The following is a 6,111-nucleotide window of genomic DNA, read 5'->3' as shown; positions in this document are numbered from 1 at the left end:
GCATCAGCATCAGCGTCGGCGTCCGTATCATCAATATCAACAGCAATCACAGAGGCAGGAACAGACTCGTTGCCTGCTGCGTCGGTCAATGTGACAGCTAGTGTTTCGCCGCTCACCTGAAGCGGGTCCAGGGTGACTTGGAAGTTACCGTCGTCGCCCACTGTGCCTGTGCCGATCACGTCGCCATCGGCATCCTTCACGGTAACGGTCGCGCCCGGTTCGCCTTTGCCCGATACGGTGCTGCCATCCTCACCAACCAGCAGATCGGTCGGGGCGTCAGGGGCGATTGTGTCGCCCGCGATGGCGGTGCCTGGCAGGGATTCTTTGCCCGAGAAGTTGCGGAGGAACACCCGTAGCCGCTCGCCATTGGTATGCAGCGAGTTCAGCTCCACCAGGAATGTGCCGTCATCGGCCACCGTACCGCTGCCGACTTCTTCACCGGCATCGTTGAGGATGATGACTTTATGGGCAGCGGCGCCTTCACCGCTGAGCGTGTCACCGGCATCACTGATCGTCAGATTGCGCGGCGCAAGCGGTGTCTCGATATCAGCAACAACTAACCCACCCGGCGCCGACTCATTGCCTGCAGCGTCTTCGAGCGTGACTGCCAGGCTTTCGCCCTCGGTCGCGGGGGTGTCGAGCGAAACCTGGAAATTACCATCCGCACCGACGGTGCCCGTACCGATCACGTTGCCACTGGCGTCCTTGATCGTCACGGTGGTGTTCGGCTCACCCTTACCGCTGACGGTTGCACCATCGGCACTGATTACCAGGTCTGTCGGCGCATCCGGCGCGGTGCTGTCGCCAGCAACCACGGGGGCCGGTGGCGACTCCTGTCCTGCCGCATCCTTAAGGACCACTTGCAGGGTTTCGCCATTGGTTTGCGGCTTGTCCAGGTTGACCTGGAAGTTGCCGTCGGTACCGACAGTGCCGGTACCCAGCACGTTACCGGCGGCATCCTTGACCGTCACCGTAGTGCCTGCCTGGCCTTTACCACTGACCAACGTGCCCGCGCTGTTTACCTCCAAACCGGTCGCCGCGCCGGGAGCGGCACCGGGCGCTGGAGCTGGCGCTGAATGATGGCCACCACCACCGCCACCGCCACTCAATGCCGCGGCGGTACCGCCCACGGCGAGAATACCCAAGCCCCACAGTACCCAGTCCGGCACCGAGCTGTCGGCGGCAATGGCTGCCACACCCAGGTCGTCCAGAGTCGAAATCTCAGTGAAGTTGAAGCCTGAATATGGAGTGGAATAGTTGCCGAGCAACAATGTCCCGTCTGTATTTTCCAGAACCAACTGGTTAGTGGCGCCATCAGCCCCCACTACAAAAAAGTTCTGAATGGTGATGGTTTCTCCTGATTTGAGAGTGACCACCAGATTTTGGCCGGACTGCTGAAACGATTGAACGCTTTCTTGTCCGAAGGGCAACTTTACAATGCTGGTTCCTTTGAGGCTGGCATTGCCAAAGGCATGTTCCGTCGCCGCCCCCGTTGCCTTGTCGACAATTGTTATATTTTTCATCTCTCACCCGTTTCTATATATGGACACACGTATTTCAGCGCGAGCGAATGCCCACGACGGTAACTACCGCCGAGCGCTAAAATTTTTCGCATCAAGGAAGGACTGGTCAGGATTTACAGCGATCAACCCACGCCGGTTTCTTCACGCAGTTGCAGGCTCACTAACGTGCACGTGCCACACCCTGGCGTCGAATGCGCTTGCACATCCTTGGTGTCAGAACAAACCTGGCCAGGCGTGGGATTGGGCTGAAAGGGAACCCAGAGGTCAAGCAGCAGGCAGAGCTGGCGGGCCAGGATGCGGGCTTTTTGGAGTTCCAGGGCGGCCTTGCCCGATGAGGCTGACAGCCCTGGAAAATCCGATGTACGCATCCGTTCGCTAACCATCTCTGACACACCTGCACAACTTTATAAGTACAACGCTTCGGCGGAAATTATCGAGACGTGGAAACCATGACAACGCTCGCGAAGCCGATACTAGCGACGCGATAGTCAACATCAAAGGGAAAAGTAAACACGCATTAAACATGAGTGTTTAATGCGGACACTCACTACAAATTGAGCGCACACAAACGTGAACTCGATTATAACGACATGATCATGGAGCACCTCACACGCACTAACCCCATGAATAAACCATGATCAAAAACCTGAAGTTCAGGCGTCCATACAAAAACTTGTAAAAGTTTATTTCACAAATATAACAATGCAAAAAAATGCCATGCCAATGCATTAGTCGATAAGTAATATCGGTTACCCACAAATGGCATTAAGGGGTTTATTCAGGGCAAAAAAAAGCACCAGTAGCGTGCTGGTGCTGAAAGGTCTACGCAGTAAAAATCAGGAGTAGGGTGAAAGGCACTCGCTCTATTTTGGCTTGCGATAGCTGTTGATGATCGCCGAGAAGTCCTTGCCCCCTTCCCCGCGCTGGCTCATCGATTGGTACAACTGCTGCGCCACTGCACCGAGGATCACCGGTTGGTGCGCCTGGCGGGCTGCTTCAGTGGCCAACCCCAGATCCTTGAGCATCAGTTCCGCACCAAACCCGCCGGTATAACCCCGGGACGACGGTGCCGTTTCGATAATCCCGGGCCATGGGTTGTAGGTGTCCGAACTCCAGCAGCGCCCGGTGGAGCTGTTGATAATCCCCGCCAACACTTGGGTGTCGATGCCCAGCGCATCCCCCAGGGCCATGGCTTCGCTGACGCCGACCATGGTGATGCCCAGCAGCAGGTTGTTGCAGATCTTGGCGATTTGCCCGGTGCCAACTTCACCGCAATGGACGATGTTGCGACCCATCTGCGCCAGCACCGGTTGCAGGGTGGCGAACAGTTCCGGGGTGGCGCCGACCATGAAGGTCAGTGTCCCGGCCTGGGCGCCGCCGGTGCCGCCGGACACGGGAGCATCGGCCATCACCACGCCTTGTTTTGCTGCCGCCGCCGCTACATCACGGGCGGTCTGCGGGTCGATGGTGCTGCAATCCACCGCCGGCACGCCTTTGCCGATGCCTGCGAGCACGCCGTCTTCACCCAGCCACACACTGCGCACATGGGCCGCCGCCGGGAGCATGGTCACCACCAGCTCGGCGCCTTCGGCTGCCGCGCGCGGCGAGGCGCTGATGGTGCCGCCGAGTTCGGCCAGCTCGTTGAGCACGGTCTGGTTCAGGTCGAACAGGTTCAGCGCATGGCCCGCCTTGATCAGGTTGCGCGCCATCGGCGCGCCCATGTTGCCCAGGCCAATAAATGCAATCTTCATGGTCGTCTCCTCGATCAGCGCAGGTTGATGGTGGTGTTGACGCCATCGTTGACGCTGTCATCGTCGAACCAGCGGCTGGTGACGGTTTTGGTCTGGGTGTAGAACTGCACCACTTGCTTGCCGTACGGGCCCAGGTCGCCGAGTTTCGAGCCACGGGAACCGGTGAAGCTGAAGAACGGTACCGGCACCGGGATCGGGATGTTGATGCCGACCTGGCCCACATCGATTTCGCTCTGGAATTTACGCGCCGCCGCGCCGCTCTGGGTGAACAGGCCAGTGCCGTTGCCGAACGGGTTGGCGTTGACCAGCGCGATGGCTTGGTCGAGGGTGTCGACTTCCAGCACCACCAGCACCGGGCCGAAGATTTCCTGGGTGTAGATCTGCATGTCGGTGGTCACGCCGGAGAACAGGGTTGGGCCGACGAAGTTGCCGTCTTCAAAACCCGGCACCTTGATGCCACGGCCATCCAGTTCCAGCTTGGCACCTTCTTTTACGCCGCTTTCGATCAGTTCCAAAATGCGTGCCTTGGCGCGCTTGGAGATCACCGGGCCCACATCAGTACCGGCTTCGCTGCCGGCATTCACCTTGAGTTTTTGCGCCAGGGCCTTGAGGTCCGGCAGCCATTGCTTGGCCGCGCCCACCAGCACCACCACGGACGTCGCCATGCAACGCTGGCCGGCCGCGCCGAAACCGGCACCTACCAGGGCGTTCAGGGTCTGTTCGCGGTTGGCGTCCGGCAGTACCACGGCGTGGTTCTTGGCGCCCATCATCGATTGCACGCGCTTGCCGTGTTTACCGGCCAGGTCGTAGACGTGGGTACCGACAGCGGTCGAACCGACGAAGGACACGGCCTTGATGTCTTTGTGGGTGCACAGCGCATCCACCACATCCTTGCCGCCGTGAACCACGTTCAACACACCGGCTGGCACGCCGGCTTCCAGCGCCAGCTCAACCAGCAACACGGTCGACAGCGGGTCTTGCTCCGACGGCTTGAGTACGAAGGTATTACCGCAGGCAATGGCCATAGGGAACATCCACAGCGGAATCATCGCCGGGAAGTTGAACGGCGTAATGCCCGCGCACACGCCGATCGGCTGGCGCAAGGTGTAGGTGTCCACACCGCCGGCGACGTTTTCAGCGAATTCGCCCATCTGCAACGTGCCGATGGAGCACGCATGCTCGACCACTTCCAGGCCACGGAAGATGTCGCCCTCAGCGTCGGCAATGGTCTTGCCCTGCTCGGCGCTCAGCACTACGGCGATGCGCTTGGAGTGCTCGCGGATCAAGGCTTGCAGCTTGAGCATGATGCGCATGCGCGCGCCGATCGGCGTCAGCTTCCACGTCTGGAAGGCGCGATGGGCCGCGTCGATGGCCGCGTTGACTTCTTCGGGGGTGGAGAACGGCACACGGGCCAGCACTTGCTGGGTGGCCGGGTTGACGATGTCTTGCCAGTGGGTGGTCTTGGACTCGACCCACTCGCCGTTGATCAGCAGCTTGACCTGTTGCACGGAAATATCGGCAGATGCGTTCATGTGGTCTCCATTTCTTGTAGGTATGCAGAGAACCAAGGCGTTGAATCGCCTTGAGGATGAGGCGTTCGGACTTCTGTAGGAGCGAGCTTGCTCGCGAAGAACCGGAGAGCGCTGCGTGTATTCAGGCTCCCCGCGTTATCGTTAACGCCCTTCGCGAGCAAGCTCGCTCCTACACATGAGGCGTTCGGACTGTTTTTGGAGTATAGATGTGCAAACTTCTAATAAGAACGCACATAAAAGCCGGTCCAATATGCAAAAAAACATCACGTCCCTGGGCTCCCTGAACTGGGATGACCTGAAGTTTTTCCTCGAAGTTGCGCGCACCCGCAAGGCCAGCGTCGCCGCCAAGCGCCTGGCGGTGGACTACACCACCGTGTCACGGCGCATCAGTTCCCTTGAAGGCTCTTTGGGTACCCTGCTGTTTGAAAAGTCCCGGACCAATGGCTTCGTCCTGACCACTGAAGGCCAGCGTTTGCTGGGCTACGCCGAGTCCATCGAAAGCACCTTGCACATGGCCTGCGAACAGGTTTCCGGCTCCGGCGTGGCCCTGTCCGGCCACGTGCGCATGGGCTGCACCGAAGGGTTCGGCAGCTTCTTCGTCACCCCGCAACTGAGCCACTTTGTCGACACCTACCCGGCGATCTCCGTGGACATCCTGCCCCTGCCCCACTTCATCAGCCTGTCCAAGCGCGAGGCAGACATCGTCATCGCCCTGGAGCGCCCGGAACACGGGCCGTACGTGTGCTGCAAACTGTGCGACTACAAGTTGCAGCTTTACGCGACCCAGGAATACCTGGACCAACACCCACCCATCCGCCGGGCAGCAGACTTGGCCGAACACCCGTTTATCAGCTACGTGGATGACCTGGCGTTCAGCTCGGAGCTGCTGTACCTCGCCAACGTGGTGCCTGGCGCCAGCGCGAGTTTGCGCAGTACCAGCGTGATTGCGCAGTACGTGGCGGCGCAGCAAGGGCGGTCGCTGGCGATTTTGCCGTGCTTTTTAGCGGCGCAGGACCCGCGGTTGCTGCCGGTGCTGGGCAAGGAGATCAACATTACGCGGCAGTTCTGGATGTACTGCCGGGAGGACCTGAGGAAGTTGAAACGGATCACCCTGTTGTGGGATTACATCCGTGAGGTGACGGAACAGAATCAGCCGTTGTTGATGGGGGAAACGCGGGAGATGCGGTTTGCGGATTAAAGGCCCATCAACGACCGGGTTTAGCAATCCAGGCTTCAGACGTAACACCGCGCCCAACAAAAGGTAGCCGACGTTTGCCAATGGGTTAAGCGAACGTCACAGCAAGC

The 6,111-nt window shown here is 59.4% G+C and carries 4 protein-coding genes; 1 reads left to right on the top strand and 3 read right to left on the bottom strand.

The window, feature by feature from the left end:
- The 3 genes from HX855_RS27245 to HX855_RS27235 form a co-directional block, all read right to left on the bottom strand.
- The coding region (locus HX855_RS27245; RefSeq protein ID WP_178948036.1) for an Ig-like domain-containing protein at window positions 1-1,523 on the bottom strand (1,523 nt) is incomplete at its 3' end.
- A gap of 863 nt (window positions 1,524-2,386) precedes the next feature.
- Window positions 2,387-3,274: a 3-hydroxyisobutyrate dehydrogenase gene (mmsB, locus tag HX855_RS27240; RefSeq protein ID WP_177091204.1), complete on the bottom strand. Its 888-nt coding sequence runs from the start codon at window positions 3,272-3,274 to the stop codon at window positions 2,387-2,389.
- 14 nt (window positions 3,275-3,288) lie between these two features.
- Complete coding sequence (locus HX855_RS27235; RefSeq protein ID WP_177091206.1) at window positions 3,289-4,806, bottom strand: CoA-acylating methylmalonate-semialdehyde dehydrogenase; 1,518 nt, start codon at window positions 4,804-4,806, stop codon at window positions 3,289-3,291.
- A gap of 250 nt (window positions 4,807-5,056) precedes the next feature.
- On the opposite strand from HX855_RS27235, the gene HX855_RS27230 reads away from it, so the two are divergent.
- Window positions 5,057-6,004: a LysR family transcriptional regulator gene (locus tag HX855_RS27230; RefSeq protein WP_177091208.1), complete on the top strand. Its 948-nt coding sequence runs from the start codon at window positions 5,057-5,059 to the stop codon at window positions 6,002-6,004.
- Window positions 6,005-6,111: the final 107 nt, after the last annotated feature.

This window comes from Pseudomonas sp. IPO3778 (genome assembly GCF_013386825.1).
Taxonomy (GTDB): domain Bacteria; phylum Pseudomonadota; class Gammaproteobacteria; order Pseudomonadales; family Pseudomonadaceae; genus Aquipseudomonas.
The sequence above is the reverse complement of the archived record's forward strand: the minus strand, read 5'-3'. Positions and strand labels throughout refer to the sequence as shown.